Source organism: Kiloniella majae (assembly GCF_002118315.1).
GTDB classification, from domain to species: domain Bacteria; phylum Pseudomonadota; class Alphaproteobacteria; order Kiloniellales; family Kiloniellaceae; genus Kiloniella; species Kiloniella majae.
The window spans coordinates 40191-59522 of sequence record NZ_MTSZ01000008.1; the positions used below are offsets into that span (position 1 = coordinate 40191).

Annotated in this window: 7 protein-coding genes and 1 tRNA gene; 3 read left to right on the plus strand and 5 right to left on the minus strand. The window is 44.8% G+C overall.

What is annotated here, in order from left to right; translation table 11 throughout:
- Nucleotides 1-43 precede the first annotated feature (43 nt).
- The gene (locus BKB51_RS17920) at nt 44-1156 is read left to right on the plus strand and encodes an alpha/beta hydrolase (RefSeq protein WP_245813299.1); all 1113 of its coding nucleotides are present in this window, start codon (nt 44-46) and stop codon (nt 1154-1156) included.
- 15 nt (nt 1157-1171) lie between these two features.
- Here BKB51_RS17920 and BKB51_RS17925 read toward each other — a convergent pair whose 3' ends face one another.
- Nucleotides 1172-1786: a septation protein A gene (locus tag BKB51_RS17925; protein ID WP_158090277.1), complete on the minus strand. Its 615-nt coding sequence runs from the start codon at nt 1784-1786 to the stop codon at nt 1172-1174.
- A gap of 423 nt (nt 1787-2209) precedes the next feature.
- On the opposite strand from BKB51_RS17925, the gene BKB51_RS17930 reads away from it, so the two are divergent.
- Together BKB51_RS17930 and BKB51_RS17935 are read left to right on the plus strand one after the other, a co-directional pair.
- Nucleotides 2210-2286: transfer RNA gene (locus BKB51_RS17930), tRNA-Arg, on the plus strand.
- A gap of 98 nt (nt 2287-2384) precedes the next feature.
- A complete protein-coding gene (locus tag BKB51_RS17935; protein WP_085902495.1) occupies nt 2385-3371 on the plus strand; it encodes a tyrosine-type recombinase/integrase in 987 nt (328 codons plus the stop codon).
- 6 nt (nt 3372-3377) lie between these two features.
- Here the strand turns inward: BKB51_RS17935 and BKB51_RS17940 are convergent, their stop codons facing one another.
- The 4 genes from BKB51_RS17940 to BKB51_RS17955 are packed head-to-tail and all read right to left on the minus strand — an operon-like array spanning nt 3378 to nt 19312.
- Complete coding sequence (locus tag BKB51_RS17940; protein ID WP_085902496.1) at nt 3378-4706, minus strand: HlyD family type I secretion periplasmic adaptor subunit; 1329 nt, start codon at nt 4704-4706, stop codon at nt 3378-3380.
- Complete coding sequence (locus BKB51_RS17945) at nt 4707-6509, minus strand: type I secretion system permease/ATPase (protein WP_085902497.1); 1803 nt, start codon at nt 6507-6509, stop codon at nt 4707-4709.
- A 6-nt stretch (nt 6510-6515) separates the two neighbouring features.
- Nucleotides 6516-18065 (minus strand): calcium-binding protein, encoded by an 11550-nt coding sequence (locus tag BKB51_RS17950; RefSeq protein WP_085902498.1) that lies wholly within the window; start codon nt 18063-18065, stop codon nt 6516-6518.
- A complete protein-coding gene (locus tag BKB51_RS17955) occupies nt 18065-19312 on the minus strand; it encodes a hypothetical protein (RefSeq protein ID WP_085902499.1) in 1248 nt (415 codons plus the stop codon). The genes BKB51_RS17950 and BKB51_RS17955 overlap by 1 nt, the downstream gene beginning before the upstream one ends.
- Nucleotides 19313-19332: the final 20 nt, after the last annotated feature.

A 19332-nucleotide genomic window follows, 5' to 3' on the forward strand; every position in this document is an offset into this window, starting at 1 on the left:
ACGAACGATAAAACAAAGATGAGGAAAGCTAACTTGAGCGGCTATGAAGGTTAAAATGTTTGGTGTGTGTGGAGTTTTAGATAACAGGTTGTGGTGCTCTCTTCTTTTGTGCCTGCTCATAATAACCTCCCTTGCCGCCTGTACGCCGCGCCTTGGCCCTGCAGGAGAACTTACACAGGCCGCAGAAATCACCAACGATTACCTGATTACAGACGATGGCCTGCAGCTTCCTTTGCGAAGCTGGCTGCCCCAAGGAAAACCCTCTGCGATCATACTTGGCCTGCACGGCTTCAATGACTATTCCAATGCCTTTGATGGTCCCGGCACCTTCTGGAAAGACTCAGGTATCGCCACCTATGCCTATGATCAACGTGGATTTGGCGCCGCCCCTCATCCTGGCTTGTGGGGTGGACACAAACGCATGACATCCGATCTGCGTACCGCCGCCAAGCTCTTGCGCCAACGCCATCCAGACACCCCTCTCTATGTGCTCGGGATCAGCATGGGCGGCGCGGTTGCCATGGCCGCTTTGGAAGAAGAAAACGCATCAGAACAAAGCAATTCAGTTGACCTAGATTCTGGTCGGGATATAGCCAACTTAGATATCGACGGCGTTATCCTCTCCGCCCCCGCCGTATGGGCCAGAAAAACCATGCCGTGGTATCAACGGGCGTCGTTGTGGCTGGTCGCCCATACCACTCCATGGGCAAGTTTTACCGGCAGTGGATTGAAAATACAGGCCTCGGACAATATCCCCATGCTAATCGGCCTTGGCAAAGATCCCCTTGTGATCAAAAGCACCCGGATTGATAGCGTTTATGGCCTGACGGATTTAATGGATGCCGCCTATGGTTCACCCGACAGCCTGATCCTTCCCGCACTTTTGCTCTATGGCGAAAAGGATGAAGTCGTGCCCTGGCACCCGACACGCGATGTCTGGAAGCGATTGCCCAACGGCATCTCTGGCCCTCAAAAGGCAGCCCTCTACCCGGAAGGGTGGCACATGCTGTTGCGGGATTTACAGGCGGAAACTGTCCTTGCCGATATCGCAAGCTGGGTGAAAGACCAAGCAATGCCTTTGCCATCGGGCGCCGACCTTAACGCCCAACAGAAACTGGATCAGGAAGACCTGAAACAGGAAGCAAAAACGAATTGAGTTTAAAAACGAAACCTACGCTTCATCTTCTTCAGGCAGATGATATCTGCGAATCACAGGATACTGACTAAAGATAAAGAGCACCATCAACCCCATTGATCCCAGAACTTTGAAGTTCACCCAGAAATCATTGGACTGTGTGCGCCAGACAATTTCGTTCAACACTGCCATACCAAGGAAGTAGAAACCAAAACGGATGGTCAGAATGCGCCAACCTTCATCGGTCATGTTCCAAGCTTTCTGCATCAAAGGCTTGATCAAGGGACGCTTGAAAATAAACAGACCACCGAAAAGAACCAGCGCAAAGATGGTCTGAATAATGGTCGGCTTCATTTTGATAAAAGTTTCATCGTTCAGATAGACCGTCAGGCCACCAAAAACCATCACCACCACAGCAGTAATCAGGGGAACTTTTGGAATTTTGCCATCGTAATAAAGCGAAAAGGCAATCCCGATCACGGTGGTGATCATCAGGCCCACAGTCGCAGCAATTAACTGCGTTGTATTCTGAAGAATTTCATGCGGAAAGGCGGTGACAATACGATCAAAACCATAATAGATCCCCATAAAGATCAGAATTGGACCATATTCAATTGCAGGTCCCATCCAATTCGGTTTTTGACGCGCCATTCCTAACTCCCTTTTTGTTCTGATCCAACGCCATCTCGGCGACATCAGAACATCAAACCAGCGATAAATGCCTTCAATCAGAAGAAAGCATCTTACCACATCCCGAAAATCTGTTGCCCAACAAGCCACAAAGGACAGGGCAAACACAAGAAAAAAGCACTAACGCAGCGCGTTCAGCTTATTATCAAAGCAATATAGGGAAGGTATCGGAAATTCCAAGGGCTCTGTAGTGCAGCTCAATACACTTACTCACACAATGAAACAAAGGGCGTTCGACAACCTGAAGACTGGCAGAAGCAAAGCGTCCAGAGATAATTTTATCAGAGCAATAAATTTATCCCCTCAACAAAGGCAACAGCCATTTTGCCCCTTTACCTCGTCCATAGCTTGCAGTAATGTCCGCCCTATTGGCCCTCTGCTTAAGCACCCGTAGCTCAGCTGGATAGAGTGTCGCCCTCCGAAGGCGAAGGTCACAGGTTCGAATCCTGTCGGGTGCGCCAATAAAATCAATAATTTACCATTTTTGAAAAATCTCTCTTTTGCCTTTTTGGGACAATTTTGGGACACTAACTTCTAAAAGTTATTTTAGGAGCAAGAAATGGCGACTATTTCGAAGCGCGGGGTATATCAATGGCAAGCCAAGATTCGCAAACAAGGATATCCGGTACAAAGTAAGACTTTTGATACCAAACGTGAGGCTGAGGCCTGGGCCGCCGTAATCGAATCAGAAATGACTCGTTCTGTATTTGTTGATCGATCCTTAAGCGAACGGGAAACTTTGGAAGATGTCATAATTCGCTATATAAATTACATTGCCCCGAAACATAAAGGTGGCGACGCCGAAGTAGCGCGTCTCAACAAATTCTTAAATGACGAACAAGATTTATCTTGCCGTATCATGGCAACACTAACCATTGAAGATTTTGAAAGTTATCGGGACAAACGTCTAAACGAAAACAAAGCGCCGGGGACAGTAAAAAGAGAACTAGGCCTTTTACACAGCGTTATTGAATCTTCACTTCGAAGACTGGGCCTTCTAGAGAATCCAGTTACGAAAGTTAAACGCCCAAAAGTAAATGATAACCGTATCATGCGTTTCTACGGCGATGATGAGACAAGGTTAATGAAGGCTCTCGATTCTTGCCGAAATCCTTGGATTAAACCTGCGGTAATTTTAGCTTTAGAAACTGCAATGAGGCGAAGTGAGTTACTTAACCTACAGTGGCAACACATTGATCTGGAAACACGCGTTGCACACCTCCCTGATACAAAAAACGGCGAATCACGCGATGTCCCTCTGTCCTCTATCGCAATACAAACACTGAAGGACTTACCGCAACATGAAAGTGGTCAAGTTCTACGCACAACTGCCGAAGGTATTAAAAATGCATTTGAAAGGGCTCGTAAACGCGCTGATTTGGAGCACTTCAACTTTCATGATTTAAGGCATGAAGCTATTTCAAGACTATTTGAGGCAAATTGGAACGTCATGGAAGTAGCGACAGTATCCGGCCACAAAGACTTACAGAGCCTTAAACGTTATACAAATCTTAAAGCAGCCGATCTTGCTAAAAAGATGGGGTGATATTTATCACTCTTCCCTAAAAGCTCTCTCCAACTGATCTGTCAGTGGTTTTATCAGATAGCTGAGAGCAGAACGTTCGCCGGTTTGGATATAAACTTCAGCAGGCATACCTGGGACAAGCTTGACAGTGTTCAGACGCGCCATTTCTTCTTCGGGGATTTCGATAATGCCTTGATAATAAGGTATGCCACTTTGGGGGTCCTGTAGGCGGTCTGGAGAGACTTTCAGGACATAACCGTTGAGTTCAGGTGTGACCTTCTGGTTGAAGGCCGGGAACTTCACAACAGCCGGTTGGCCGCTGTAGACCTGATCGACATTTTGAGGGTCAACCTGTGCTTCAACGGTCAGGCGTTCATCAAAGGGGACGATCTGCATCAGAGGCTCCGCAGGAGAAACTACACCACCAACCGTAAAGATACTGGAACCATGGATAATGCCATCAACCGGGGCCTTGATTTCTACACGTGCCAACTGTTCCTGATAGGCTATTCTTTGTTCTTCCAACTCTGATATAGAAGAATTGGTTTCCTTGAGTTCGGTCAAAGCGCGTTCACGGTAATCCTGTTCAACCTGCAGGATCTGCAGCTCGGCTTCCCCGATCTGGTTTTCTGCCCGGGCGATATTCGCAACCAGTTCAGATATTTCACCATCAAGCTTGGCAGCTTCCCGTTCCAGTGCCAGTAAACGCGGGAGCGTTGCATGGCCCTTTTCATAGAGCTTGCGCAGCCCCGTAAGCTCTTGAGAGATGAAATCACCCTGCTGCTTTTTGGACTTCCGCAAGCCCCTGAGGCCGGAGATTTCATTGCCGGATTGGGTTATACGTTTCCTGAGTTGGCCAATCTGGCCTTTACGGGTGCTTTCCCGGGCCTGAAAGAGATTAATGTGATCCCGGTGGATCTGCCACTCCTCAGCATCTTGGGCCAGAGCTTCAAACTGAGATGGAATCTCGACAGTCTCTTTACCATCTCGTTCGGCAATCAGACGCTCTCGCTGTGCATAGGCTTCATAGAGACGGTTCTCGGTAATGACAAAGTTGGTTTGCACCATGGTCTCGTCCAGACGCACCAGTACATCACCCGCTTTGACGCTGTCACCGTCTTTGACAAGGATCTCGCCAACCAGTCCGCCATCGAGATGCTGAATGGTTTTAGGCTTGCCCTCAACGATCACAACGCCCGTGGCAATCACGGCGCCAGAGATCGAGGCCATGACAGACCAACCGCCGAGCCCAATGACAAGGGCCGCCACCGTCAACAGACCCGTTAGTACATAGCGCCCAGATCCCGCCCACAGCTTTTCCGACCAAAGCTCTTGTGTTTCTTGCTGTTGCATCATCTAGCCAGCCGTTCCCAGAGGTGTTGTTTGTCCGGCCTGTGGAGGATTCTCTTGAACAGACGACTGGCTGTTTGGCACTTGTTGAGTCACTTCCTTGAGAACCTGTTCTTTCGGGCCAAAGGCCGTTTGCTGACCATCATTGAGCATCAAGAGCATATCAACCGCTGCAATAGCAGAGGGGCGATGCGCCATCACAATAACGGTCTTTCCCCGGGTGCGTACGCCCTTGATTGCTTCAGTCAAAGAGGCATCACCTTCTGAATCTAAATTGGAATTGGGCTCATCCAGAATAACGAGTGCAGGGTCGAGATAAAGCGCACGCGCCAATGCAATGCGCTGTTTCTGTCCGCCGGACAGTCCGGCGCCATCTGTGCCGATTTCAGTTTCATAGCCATTGGCCAGCCGCAGGATCATCTCGTGAACGCCAGCACGTTGCGCGGCCTCGATAACATCAGCATCCTGAGCCTCTGGACTAAAACGCGCAATATTCTCTTTGATCGTTCCGCTAAAGAGTTCTACCTGCTGCGGCAGATAACCAATGTGTTTGCCGAGAGAACTCCGTTTCCATTGATCCAGCGTTGCCCCGTCCAGACGCACCGTTCCCTGCATAGGTAACCAGGCCCCGATCAAAAGACGGGCAAGGGTAGATTTCCCCGAAGCTGAAGTTCCTATCACCCCCAAGCCCTGTCCGGGTTCAAGTGTGAAGTTTACGCCCTTAAGCGCAGGCTTTGATCCTCCGGGAGGTGTCACAAAAACCTTCTCTACAGAGAGCTTACCTTCCGGATCGGGTAGATCGGTTTTGTCTTTTTCTTTGGGAATGGAGTTCAACAGGGCTTTCAGGCGTTGATAGGCCTGTCTGGCTGTAATGACCCCCTTCCACTGCGCCAATGTCTGATCAACAGGGGCTAGAGCTCGACCTGTGAGAATAGAAGCCGCAATCATCACACCGGGTGTAATTAGTTGTTCAACAGCCAGAGCAGCACCGACAGCGAGAATGATGGACTGTAAAAACATCCGGAAGGTTTTGGACGTTGCCGTCAATGCTCCGGCGCGATCACTGGCCGTGATGTTATTTTTGATGCCTTCTTGATGGCTTTGTTGCCAACGCTTCTGAACATTCTCTCCCATGCCCATGGCAAGGACAGTTTCAGCATTGCGATGGCTTTGATCGGCATAAGCTCCTGCCGCAGCGGTATGGGCCGCCCCACGTTTGAGGAGATTCCGAGTTGAAAGTTCATTGGTCAGGGCCAGAACAAAGACAATCAAAGCCCCGGCGACAGCAACCAGACCAAGGGTCCAGTGCAAAAGAAAGACAAGCGCGAGATAAAAAGGCACCCATGGCAAATCAAAGAGAGCAACCGGTGCATTACCAGAAAGGAACTGCCGCATCGTTGCCAGATCAGCGAGGGGGTTGGTCTTCTTGCCATCGCTTTTAAGCAGCCCCTGTAGCAGCCAGATATTGAAAATCCGCTCTGTCAGCACACTATCAAGTTTGAGGCCAATACGAACCAAAACCTTGGACCTAATGATCTCGAGGATACCCATAAAGCCAAAGAGTCCGGCAATAAGAACCGTCAAGGCAATCAGCGTTGGAATGGAACGGCTGGTCAAAACCCGGTCATAGACCTGCAGCATAAAAAGCGGCCCTGTCAGCATCAGCATGTTGATGACAAAACTGAACAGGCCAATAGAAACCAAAGCCTTTCGGCAATAGCCCAAGGCCTGTTTGATTTCGTTATCCGAACTATCGGGATTTGACTGCTGCGCCGAAGGCACAGCAGTCTTGGAAGTACTATCTGACATCAGTGATTACACAAACTGGAAGTCATCGGCATGAAGGGCTGTTTTCTGAACATCTTTCAACGTGATGGAATTATCATCATCAATATTGATGACAGTATCATTCCCAACCTGTTCAGAAAGTTGGAGAGCGTCATCAAAGGTCGAGATATTCAGACCTTCGATACGAATACTATCTTCTGAACCTGCACCCACAACAAAATCAGTAATCGTATCGTGACCAAGATCGGTTTTGAAAACAAAGGTGTCGTTGCCTGCAAGGCCCGTGAAAACGTTTGTTTGGTTATTTCCAACAATTGTGTTGTCACCTGTACTGCCAATAACGCTTTCAATACTGGTAAGACTCTCAACAGAGCCATTTACGAAGCTTGCTTGGCCTGCTTCAAGGTCGATGGTTCCTGCAATATCCGTATAAGCATAATCAACAGTGTCAACTCCTTCGCCGCCATCAAAGCTATCTAAACCAGCGCCGCCATCAAGAATATCATTACCGGCACCGCCTTTAAGCGTATCGTTACCGGCAAAACCACGTATGACATTATCTTGCGCATCACCGATTATTGTATTGTTACCTCTTGTGCCATTGATATTTTCAACTGACGTGAAATTTTCTACCGATCCATTCGCAAAGCTTGCGGTTCCAGCTTCCATTTCAATGACCACTTCAGCATCTGTGTAGGTGAAATCAAGAGTATCGATACCCTCTCCACCATCAAAATTATCCACCCCGAAACCACCATTCATGAAATCATTACCTGTTCCACCAATGATGGTGTCTTCGCCATCACCACCATCGATCACGTCATCCCCAGCTCCACCATCAAGAATATCATTTCCAGATCCGCCGACAATATGATCATCACCAAGGTTGTATACTTGAATACCTACAAGAACATCAGCCATTGTCCAAATTGTTCCATCATCAAAAACAATTTGCTCTACAGTGTCTCCTCGATAACCATTGAGGGTATGGCGAATAGTAAGTAAATCTGTTGATCCATTAAAGGTAAGTACCAAGGTACTCATGGTACTTGCTAATCGCCAAGCAGTGACTTCCGCAGGCGTATAGCCATGAATGAGAACCTTATCCGTATCAAGATACCCATTATCTTCAATGACATCCTGACCATCACCTTTGTTAAACACATAGGTATCAGAACCGTCATTGCCGTGAAGAATGTCATTCCCCAGACCACCTTCTAGCGTATCATTACCAGCAAAGCCTATAACTGTATCATTACCATCGGTTTGCTGTTGCTCAATAAGCGTTGCGCGAGCATAGGTCATTCCCCACAAAGTACCATCGTCAAAGATGATCTGTTCGATGGTATCAGAACGGCTGAAGCTCAGGGTATTTACAAGCGTTATTTTATCTGATGTTCCCGCAAAAGTGATAACAAGATTAGTGCCATCCTGAGTTAAAATTGCTTCCTCAGGCGTATACCCGTGAATGAGAACCTTATCCGTATCAAGGTACCCGTTATCTTCGATAATATCTTCTCCGTCACCTTTGTTAAACACATAGGTATCAGAACCGTCATTGCCGTGAAGAATGTCATTCCCCAGACCACCTTCTAGCGTATCATTACCAGCAAAGCCTATAACTGTATCATTACCATCGGTTTGCTGTTGCTCAATAAGCGTTGCGCGAGCATAGGTCATTCCCCACAAAGTACCATCGTCAAAGATGATCTGTTCGATGGTATCAGAACGGCTGAAGCTCAGGGTATTTACAAGCGTTATTTTATCTGATGTTCCCGCAAAAGTGATAACAAGATTAGCGCCATCCTGAGTTAAAATGGCTTCCTCAGGCGTATAGCCGTGAATGAGAACCTTATCCGTATCAAGGTACCCGTTATCTTCGATAATATCTTCTCCGTCACCTTTGTTGAACACATAGGTATCCGAACCATCATTACCGTGAAGAATGTCATTCCCCAGACCACCTTCTAGCGTATCATCACCAGCAAAGCCTATAACTGTATCATTACCATCGGTTTGCTGTTGCTCAATAAGCGTTGCGCGAGCATAGGTCATTCCCCACAAAGTACCATCGTCAAAGATGATCTGCTCAATGGTATCAGAACGGCTGAAGCTCAGTGTATTCACAAGGGTTATTTTATCTGATGTTCCTGCAAAAGTGATAACAAGATTGGCTCCATTTTGGGTTAAGATTGCTTCCTCAGGTGTATAGCCATGAATAAGAACCTTATCTGTATCATGATACCCGTTATCTTCGATAATATCTTCTCCGTCACCCTTGTTGAACACATAGGTATCCGAACCATCATTGCCGTGAAGAATGTCATTCCCCAGACCACCTTCTAGCGTATCATCACCAGCAAAGCCTATAACTGTATCATTACCATCGGTTTGCTGTTGCTCAATAAGCGTTGCGCGAGCATAGGTCATTCCCCACAAAGTACCATCGTCAAAGATGATCTGCTCAATGGTATCAGAACGGCTGAAGCTCAGTGTATTCACAAGGGTTATTTTATCTGATGTTCCTGCAAAAGTGATAACAAGATTGGCTCCATTTTGGGTTAAGATTGCTTCCTCAGGTGTATAGCCATGAATAAGAACCTTATCTGTATCATGATACCCGTTATCTTCGATAATATCTTCTCCGTCACCCTTGTTGAACACATAGGTATCCGAACCATCATTGCCGTTAAGGATATCATTCCCTCGACCACCACGCAGAGTATTATCACCAGCATTTCCCTGTATATGATCATTACCAGCGTTCGCGTTTGTTTCCGCGATGATGGTCTCGACATCAACTATTGTCCAAATGGTTCCGTCATCAAAAACAAATTCTTCTATTGTATCCGAGCTACTGGCATTTAAAGCATTTTTGATAATGATCTGATCATCGCTGCCAGCGAATGTTATTTTCAAATCCGGAGAGAGAGTAGAGGCATTCTCAAGAATGACATTGTCCGGTGTGACACCGTGAATAATCAACTTATCCAGAGTACCATCGCCATTGTCATCGATAATATCCTGACCGTCACCTATTGAGAAAATGTACGTATCTGAACCAGAACCACCGCGTAGTGTATCATTGCCTTCTGCACCAATCAGAACATCGGCGCCCGCTTCACCATTTATTGTATCATCTCCGGCACCCGCGTTTAATTCTTCGCTACGAGAAGATCCAGTTAATGTGTCATTACCTGCGGTCCCCTGATAAGAAGTAAGGGCGAGTATTTGCCCTCGATCAAGCTCGGTACCATCTGCAAACACAAATGTTTCCATACCTCGGGCAGTATTTTTAAAATGATCAACAATTGTCAGTGTTTCGCCTGACGATTTAATAGTTATAACCAAATTATTTAACGCAGGGAGAACTCGGCTGAATTCAAGGTCATTCAGATTAACATCAACGAGCTGGACAACATCTGTATCGACATCGCTATATTTTCCGATTTCTGCAATCGTATCGTTACCGCTTCCAAGGCCCCATATGTAAGTATCACTTCCATCATCACCATCAAGCAGATCATCCCCTGATCCACCATCCAGGGTGTCATGACCTTCTCTGGCACGGATAACGTCATCCCCTGCACCGCCAATAAACGTTTCACTCCAGGTCGTACCCGTTATCGTATCATCGCCATCTGTACCTCTGTAGACAGAATTTGCGCGTATATACGTCCGATCCCAAGTCGTGCCATCATCAAAGACAAAACTCTCTACACCATAAATATAGAACTGATCGTCAATGGTTAATGTTTCACCCGTTGTAGAGTTTTCAACAAGAAGATCATTACCTTTACGGTATAGTTTTATATCTGCAGGGGGAGTATTTTTTAATAGAAGCGTGTTGGTTCCACTGGAAACATTGTCATCAATGACATCGTTTCCCCGGCCAGCTCCCCACACATAGGTATCACTGCCTTCCCCTCCATACATGAAGTCGTCGCCAGCACCACCATCGAGAGTGTCATTACCTTTGAAACCGTTGAGAATATCGTTTCCGAGGCCGCCTTCCAGAGTATCATTCCCGCCAAATCCGATGAGAGAATCATCTCTGTCTGTCCCTGTTTGCATGGCCTGGTGAATAGCAGCAAGATCCCATGACGTGCCATCATGGAAGTGAATTTCTTCGATTTTATAATAATTCGTGATGAAGAAATCCTGTATCAGAACAGAATCGCCCTGATCTCCATACTCTACACGTAAATCGCGAGCAAAAGTGCCTTGTCTGAAGAACTTTAGATTTTCAGGGGAGATACCTTCGCCAAATATGATTTTGTCGTTATCTGTTGAAAAAACACTGGACTGCTTATCATAGATTATATCTTGCCCATCACCTAAATTGAAGACATAGCTGTCACCGCCATTACTACCCTTTAAGACATCGTTTCCTTTTCCACCTTCAATAACGTCATCCCAGAAATATCCGGAAATATTATCATCACCATCAGTACCAGTCAGGAGCTTGAGACGAACCTCATATTCACTCCAAATGGTCCCATCAGCAAATACGAACTCTTCAACTTGGTGATAATTTCCACCAAGATTACCATACGCAAACTGATTTATAACTTTAAGAGTATCATCAGTATCCGCGATCCTGATGATAAGATTATACCCTTCCCTCGTGAGAATCAGATCTGAAGGAGAGATGCCTTCTTTAAAGTTAACTTTATCAGGTTGGTCGGCAAAAACACTCGATTGCTCGTCAAAAATAACGTCTTGCCCATAACCGCGCCCAAAAATGTAGGTATCACCACCATCTCCACCTTTGAGTGTGTCATTGCCCAAGCCGCCATCAATCGTATCCGCCCCAAAGAAACCAGTTATGGTATCGTCACCATCGGTACCATTGAGCAATTTCAGACGTACATCAGACCAACTCCAGACGACATCATTGCTGAATCTGAACTCCTCAACCTGATATAAGGTACCGCCAAGATTACCCGTAAAAAATTGATTGATAATTTTTAAGCTATCACCCGTATCTGCGATTGTAATGATAAGGTTCAGACCTTCGCGTGTGAGAGTAATATCAGATGGCAGGACATCTTCTTTAAATTGAACTACGTCTGGTTGAGCGGCAAAAATGCTTTTTTGTTCATCATAAATCACATCCTGTCCGTAACCTCGGCCAAAGACGTAGGTATCCCCGCCATCTGCTCCTTTGAGCGTATCATTACCAGCACCACCATCAAGAATATCGGCACCAAAGAAACCAGTTATTGTGTCGTCTCCGTCAGTTCCCTCAAGCAACTTGAGACGAACATCCGACCAACTCCACACAACATCATTACTGAACCTGAACTCTTCAATCTGATATAGAGTCCCCCCAAGATTGCCTGCAAAGAACTGATTGATAATGGTCAGAGTGTCACCCGTATCTGCAATCGTCAGTATCAGATTATAATTATCCCGAGAGAGAAGAATATCTTCGGGAAGAATGCCCTCACCAAACTGAACAACATCCGGCGCGTCAGAAAAAACGCTTGTTTGTTCATCATAGATCGTATCGTGATCATATCCCCGGTCAAAAATATAGGTATCCCCTGCATTACGACCTTTCAGGGTGTCGTTACCTGCACCACCATCAAGAGTATCGTAGGCAAAGAACCCTTCCAGAACATCATCACCATCAGTACCTTCCAGCAAGGCCTGTTGAATATCTGTTGGCGTAATGATAGTGCCATCATCAAAATGAAATTCTTCAATCTGTCGATAGGCATGACCCAGATTGTTATAGAAAAATTGATTTTCAATTGTCAGCGTATCAGTACTGTCTTTAATTTTGATCGTGAGCTTCGTACCATCCCGTTCAAATTCGAGATCCTCGAAGGCAATCCCGGGACCAAATTTGACAACATCTTTATCATCAAAAAGCACGTTGGTCGAATGGTCGTGAATAACATCCTGACCATAACCCCGATTGAAGATATAGGTATCGCTATCTAACCCACCCTCAAGACGGTCATTACCCAAACCGCCGTCCATAACATCGGCAATATCGTAACCATAGATAACATCATCACCATCTGTCTTGGCCTCTGCCAACAGACGATGAATGAGATTCGTTGCGTTAAAGTTTGCAGTTGGATCAGCCTCAAACTCAAAATATTCAATGCGATCAAACCAGTGGATGCCAAAAACTCCGGTATGACTTGCTGAAAATTGTTCGTGTATTTTCAGAGTTGACCCGTCAGATAACGTAATAAGAAGCGTATCCGTTTTACCTACTCTTTCATACTGTACTGTGGATGGATCAACATCCGCCTTGAATCTTAGAGTATCATTTTGTCCAGAAAGGATATTATCGAGCTTGTCGTGAATAACATCATTTCCATATCCCATACCAAAAATATAGGTATCGTTTTCATTTCCGCCTGTCAGAAAGTCATCCCCAGCACCACCATCAAGAGTATCCTCATAGTCAAAGCCAAAGACACGATCATCACCATCCGTTTTCATATCTGCAACAAGATCGCGGAGAATTTCATCCCAATTGTATGAATAGCCATCTTCAAAGGTAATCAGTTCAACCCTATGAAGAAACTGTTTCCCTAAAACTCCGGTATAAGCTGCATCAAATTGCCCTTGGATAGTGAGCGTATCACTGGTGTTATGATAGCGAATGACAAGATCGCCCGTGCCCTCAACACCTTCGAAATAGATATCCGAAAAATCGGTATTGGCATCAAATTTGACATAATCAACAGCTGGTGTTTTCACCCACTTTACATCTTCACGAATTGTGTCCTGATCATACCCCTTGCCAAAGAAATAAATATCACTTGCATCTCCACCTGCTAGATGGTCGTTTCCGGCACCCCCATTAAGAAAATCAATATCAGGAGTTCCAATAAGAATATCATCACTATCCAAAGGATGTGATACTGCTTTGGCAATATCAACCTTGTTCCATACCGTACCATCGGCAAAAATGATTTCATTAATACCGGTATCTTCGCTGATGTCCCCCCCGCTCAAGTTAGGAATAATGCCTTCAAACTGGCGTAAAACTCGCACAGTCGAACCAGTTGGCACATGAGTCAGAAGAAGTTCAAGACCTTCGCGTGTTGCGATAAATTCATCTGCATTATAATGAGCAAAACGGATGCTATCCGTATGTTTAGCGCTTAATCGACCTTCCACATCGTCGATAACATCATGCCCAAAATCACGTCCGAAAACATAGGTATCAGCCCCATCACCGCCACGAGCAACCTGATCACTACCATCCATATAGAAGAAATCACCCTGATCCGTGCCGGAAATCTCTCCAGCACCGGTCATAATCAATGATTTATCTACACCGAAAATTGCCCCTGTTTCTTTTAGATCCACATTGAGGTTTTTGTTCTCATAGGCACTGACAATGTTATGGAACACATAAGCTTGTGTCATCATCAGGTAATCTGCGCCACGATCAAGCTGTTGCAGCACGGTGTAAACAATCGGTTTCCAATCTTGCAACCAATTCATGGCACCCTGGGTATCTGCAGGAGCTGCATCAAATATTGCTTCAAAGGTTGGGGTCAATTGACGATCGGATGTCAAAACAAATTTGTCACCTTCATCATCATAGGCAATACCCTCAAAATAAGAAGCAAGTGGCCCCTGAATAGCAAGCTTAACCGCTAGAAGATCCAGATTATCGAGGAAAAAAGAGAACATATTATTCAGAGCATCCACCGCCCCGGATGCCCCGGCCACCGCATCGTTAAGTGGCAAATCTTCGCCAAAGTACCGCTCCATAACGGCTATCTTGTTACCAGAGAAGATCTCCCACTCTGCCCCATCTGGTTTGTGGGCCATGATTTGCTCAAAGGTAGGGCGTTTGACTTCAGGGCCAAGAACATCGTCATATATCTTTGTTCCGCTACCCAATTTCCAATAACTGCCATCTTCATCGGTAACCTTAACTGTAAAGTCAGTAACCGTGACGCCATCATCCGTACGTTTGACAAGAATATTGAAATCATCATGAGCAGCCATACCAAAAGGTGAAGCCATTGCCCATGCATCCAAAACAGGTTGAACGGCATCACGCAGTTGCGCAATATTAACCATATTCAAGGTTGGAATTGTTTGGGCTACCAGATTTTTCAAACTTTCATTTTGCGTCATAGCAACATGAAGATCCAAAAGCGTACCATGCCCCTTCAGGTTGGCAAGCGGCTTGACATCATCGGCAACTGTCTTGTCCCCCAGCCATTCTGAATTGAAATTATCAATTTTGAAGACAACGTCATAGGCATCACCCGTGGTACCGTCTGTACGGGTAAAGGCAGCTTTCGCAGCCAATGTATTTTGTGCTAACTGCTGCCCGTTGAGTTCTTCTGCATTAAGCGAAATCGACGCAATGCCATGATCGGCCAGGGATTTAAGTTCGCCCTCATCAACTTCGGCATTACCGTTTAAATCCTGCCAGATTTGTAATTCGCTATAGATGTCATCGTTACTATCAATAACACCATCGCCATTAAGGTCGTGTTCACTTAATTCGTCAAAACCGCTTTGCGTTGGACCACCAAACAGCTCTTCAACACTATCGACTTTACCGTCCAGATCTTTATCCAGAACAAGAAGACCATCATCTTTATCTACCCAGCCAGTAGGCTCTTTAAACCCGTCACCATCTGTGTCAAAGGTTGCCCCGAACTGACTTTTGGCCGTGAGTTCCAAGCCATCACCATCCAGATCAAGGACAATAGGATCAACACCACCATAATTAAAGTCATCATTATCCATAATGGTTTTCAGGTAGTCCCCAAACCAGAATTTAAAGATATCAGTGAACCAACCCGGCGTGGCTTTTAAGGAAAAGAGTCTGACATATTCGATATAGCGTTCGACAAGATGCAATCCTAATGTTTCTTTGTCATACCCAACACCCGGTCCGCTTTCTGCTCCATTAACGAAAATCTCGCGACCAGCAATATCCTCAATGATAAGGTCGCCCTGTTTGTTAAAACCATAACTGTTGCCAAAACGATCACCTGCATAAGGAGATTCAGACGTCGCGTTACGGATGCCACCCAACAAGTTATAACCGCCCAATTGCAAACGGTCATTAGCAGCCGCGTCAACAATATAACCATTCCCAAAAACCACGGTATCTTTGACCGCATCCGACCCCAGAGTGACAATTGAATTCTTACCGCGAAGCTCGACCCAATCAGCCCCCATACCAAGATCTACCCTAACGCCATTCCCCCGGGCTTCCACAATATCGTCCCCGTCTTCGGTTCTGACTTGAGTGATTCCACCGTAATTATTGTGACCGTTAGAAGTATCTCCATCTAAAATGATAATATCATCATACTGACCGGTAATAAGTATTTCGGCATTTTTAATTTCAAGATCCGTGCCCTCGATCTTGCCATTAACAATCGTTACACCCTTATCAAGATCTGATAAGTCGACAGTATCCCCAACGCCAGTCTCACTATCTCCAAAATCAATTTCTTTAAGGGATAGTTTGTTTAAACCTCTTGTTTCAAATACGGAAAGATCAGAAATCCTTAAATAATCGGAAAATTTAGATCCAATGATTTTTTCAATGTTATAGAGATGATCAACACCGTCATCCCCGTCATTTTGCACAATCAATTCAGGTGGGTTTTCGTCGTCTTCGTCTGGCTTTTCAATGTTAATGAAAATCCCGCTTTTTGGATCTTTTACAAAATCATGCTCGCTATCGGCTGTGTACCTTACAGTATCATCTGAATTACCATTACCCCCTACAAAAGTATCATCACCTTCTCCCCCATAAAAAATGCTGCCATCAGCCTCTAGACCATTGATGACATCATTCCCCTCTGCTCCATAGAAGACATTGCTGGCCCCCTCAGATGTTCCCAGTGTTGGTTTTAGAGCAATGATGTAATCTGACTTATTGTTACCTTTGACAATATATTCTTTACTTGCATCCGAGATCAGTAAATTTACTACGCCCTCTTTACCTTGAAGAATTAATTCTTCTTGATCAGGGATATCTGCTGAAACGGCGATATATTCAGGTTGCACAAAATCATCCCTATTGATTTTGTGCACTGAAACAATAGTATCATCTTTCTTAAACAGTAATGCCTTAGGTAAATATTCAAGAATATATTTTAAAACTGGTACTTTTTCTGGTCCTAATTCAAATAACTTCGTCGGATCAATCCCAATTCCAGCCAAATCAATTTTTAAAAATTGTTCTTGCGAGATATCAGGAGAAGGCGCTGCTGCCGGACCTCCCTCCATAAAACCTAACTGACGCCAACTTTCCTGCACTCGAAGCTCAATAAGCATTTGGCGAACAAGAATATTTTCATTAGCAAGTCCACCATTTTTTGTATCATTATCGGGGCTCCCTTTCGGGATTTTAACAAGATCATCATGAAGCATTTCAAGAACACTTAGATCACCATTATTTGAATCAATATGCTGTCGAACTAATTCACGCTGAATATCTGCACCATTCATAGGATTACTGACAGAGCCAACAAATCCATACTCATCAGTGTCCAGATGGAACGTGCTATTACTATACAAAGCGTGGATTAATCCAGGATTTTCCCTTATGAGCTTAACCATAGGAAACTCGCCATCTTTCTCTGGCATAGCCATTAACAAGGCAAGAAAATCTATGGAATGAAGATCTAAACTGCTAGGGTCCTTGAAATTCATCGCGTAATTAACAGGTGGAATTGGCGCTACACTATCTCCTATAGCAAGAAGATTACGTTCGCCTCCGGCAACATCAAACCCCACATTAAAAGCTTCTAATAACTCTCCTTCAACGACATAATCTACTATTTTTGACCCCGCTTCAGATTGATCAAAATTTTCTATTGGCGGAATTTCAATTTCAAGCACCTTCCTTATGACGCCAGAACTGTGTTCGTAGTGTTTTACTATAAATTCTGGGTATCCTTGACTTACATAGGGTCTAGAATCAGCATCTAAAGCCGATACTTCCTCAGAAGTCAAAACAGTCATACCCAAGTCTGTAATTGCTTTAGCAACACTTTCAGGGTTACTAAATCGAACACCTTCAACAGTTTGATCTATAACGGATTGGGATTGTGCAGAATCAAAAACATATGCAGGAGCATTTTCTCTAGCCGCAAAAGTGCTCGCTAAGGCACCACCAAGCGAATGCCCTGTAAAACTAATCGTTAACCCCTTATCCGCTGCATATTTTTTCGCGGCTTCAACATAAAAATAAGCGTGTAAAAATTGCTCTGATTGCCAAGTAAGATAATCTCCTAACCCTAGATCAGTTAGAACAATGTCATCCCAAAAATCTTCCGGTTGCGTCCCACGCATTGCAATAACAAGTTCGGTACCTTTTTGATAAGACTGTGCAAAAAAGCCAGAGTACTCTGTACCATTTTGATTTGTATCCCATTCTCCTTGAAATGGAATTTGCTTATCATTACTAAACTCCATCTCCTGGGGAGTTATGACCTTCCAACCAGCAACCCCGTCATCTTGCGTAAATCGCGTGACGACTTCATCTGTTGTACGATAATTCTTTTCATACACATGGGCTGATATCAAAGCATAGTCTATCGTTGGGGATGTCATTACTTAACTCCTCTTGTTTCAGCCTGTTGAAACAAGGGGTGTTCAACAGCAGGGTATATCACATACGCAGCAACTTCGATCAGGAAGATTTCTTTTGTTTTTGGATCATATAAATAAAGACTTGGATGTAGTTTTTTGGTTGGGACGTATCCTGACTTAGGAGAAATAACAACATCATCACGAAGAAATATAATTTCCATGGGTGGAATAGCATTATCTAATAAATTTGGATTATCGGTAACTCTCTTACCATCGACGAAACGAGGACCTTGCCTATGCATAATAAAGCGATCCCATACACCGCTCCTTTGAACTCTTAATGCTTTACCCTCAGGAAAAAGGTGTTCAATACGGTTTTCTGGATTTGATGTGATCCCATGTCCAATCTTTGGAAACCCACCCGCAAGAGCAGAATAAAGTACTCCATTTGCACGGTACCCATACATTATTCCTCTGCCTTTGGCGTCAAATAGATTAGACAGCAGGTGTCGCGGTTGCTGCCCCCCAAGTTCTGGGCGGCGTTCAACCATTTGGGGATATGTATAACTATCCAACTCTGCATCAATAATAGGATTGTAGCCACGCCATTGATTCTCTTTTAGCACTAAAGCATAGTAAGATTTATACCGAACTCTTTTATAATCTTTCCAGTCACCATCAGTGTAAATATTGCCACTAAACCACTGAAAATCATCTGGCTCAGCCATTTCCTTTTCAGCAACATCTTCATCAACCAGTTCAACGTAAAATTTCAGATCCGTTACTCTGGCTGTATTTGATTTGAATGAATCTCTGTCAATATACAGTTCCAATGTTTGCATTGTCGTGGTATCTGGTGTCCAGCCAATACGCGGGACGTAACCAGGATGGAGCTGTTTTGCCTTTAGCTTTGTTAAACCATTTTCATCCTGATATTCTTCGCGATCACACTCATAGGGTGTCCACATCATTACAGCGGCGTTATCGGGCAAGTAACTCCCAAAAGCACGAGGATAGCTGACATACTGGCTAGAAACTCTCTTAAACAATTGAGAAAGATCATTCCCTCCCATAGGAACTGTTTTACAGGTGATAATTCGCTCCATATGAAAAGGGTAACTATCAACCTTCATATCCACAGTCATTCGTGCATAAAAAGTAGGTGCGTGAAAAGGGCGTTGAGACCACGTTAGAATAAGAAAAAAAATAACGGGAATTGAGAGCAGAAACCCAACTATGTAGAGAAGAACTTTAAATACTTTATTCAAACTTCACGCCCCAAACTTTA

Coding starts and splice junctions, on each gene's coding strand:
- BKB51_RS17920 (WP_245813299.1), top strand. CDS start 44: ATGAAGGTTAAAATGTTTGGTGTGTGTGGAGTTTTAGATAACAGGTTG.
- BKB51_RS17925 (WP_158090277.1), bottom strand. CDS start 1,786: ATGGCGCGTCAAAAACCGAATTGGATGGGACCTGCAATTGAATATGGT.
- BKB51_RS17935 (WP_085902495.1), top strand. CDS start 2,385: ATGGCGACTATTTCGAAGCGCGGGGTATATCAATGGCAAGCCAAGATT.
- BKB51_RS17940 (WP_085902496.1), bottom strand. CDS start 4,706: ATGATGCAACAGCAAGAAACACAAGAGCTTTGGTCGGAAAAGCTGTGG.
- BKB51_RS17945 (WP_085902497.1), bottom strand. CDS start 6,509: ATGTCAGATAGTACTTCCAAGACTGCTGTGCCTTCGGCGCAGCAGTCA.
- BKB51_RS17950 (WP_085902498.1), bottom strand. CDS start 18,065: ATGACATCCCCAACGATAGACTATGCTTTGATATCAGCCCATGTGTAT.